At 73.5% G+C, this 253-nt stretch carries 1 protein-coding gene; it reads right to left on the minus strand.

The window, feature by feature from the left end; translation table 11 throughout:
• On the minus strand, nt 1-240 hold a 240-nt coding region (locus tag PUR61_RS01350; RefSeq protein ID WP_329874747.1), incomplete at its 3' end, for a hypothetical protein.
• Between the last annotated feature and the right edge of the window lie 13 nt (nt 241-253).

Consider the following 253-nt stretch of genomic DNA (forward strand, 5'->3'; position numbering starts at 1 on the left):
AGTCGCCAACGCCGTGAGCACGGTGGTGACTTCGTCACGGTCGCGGCGCAGCAGCGGCGCGGTGACGGCGTCGGGCTGCTGGACGAGCGCGGACAGCACGCCGTCCGGGCCCAGTTCGACGAACCTGGTGACGCCGTCGAGGGCCGCGAGGGCGTCGGCGAAGCGGACGGGCTTGCGGACCTGGTCCACCCAGTACTCCGGGTCCGACCACTGCCCTAGCCCGACCGGGCGGCCTGTCACGGAGGACACCGCC

Origin of the sequence: Streptomyces sp. BE20 (assembly GCF_036322525.1) — a bacterium.
Taxonomy (GTDB): Bacteria; Actinomycetota; Actinomycetes; order Streptomycetales; family Streptomycetaceae; genus Kitasatospora.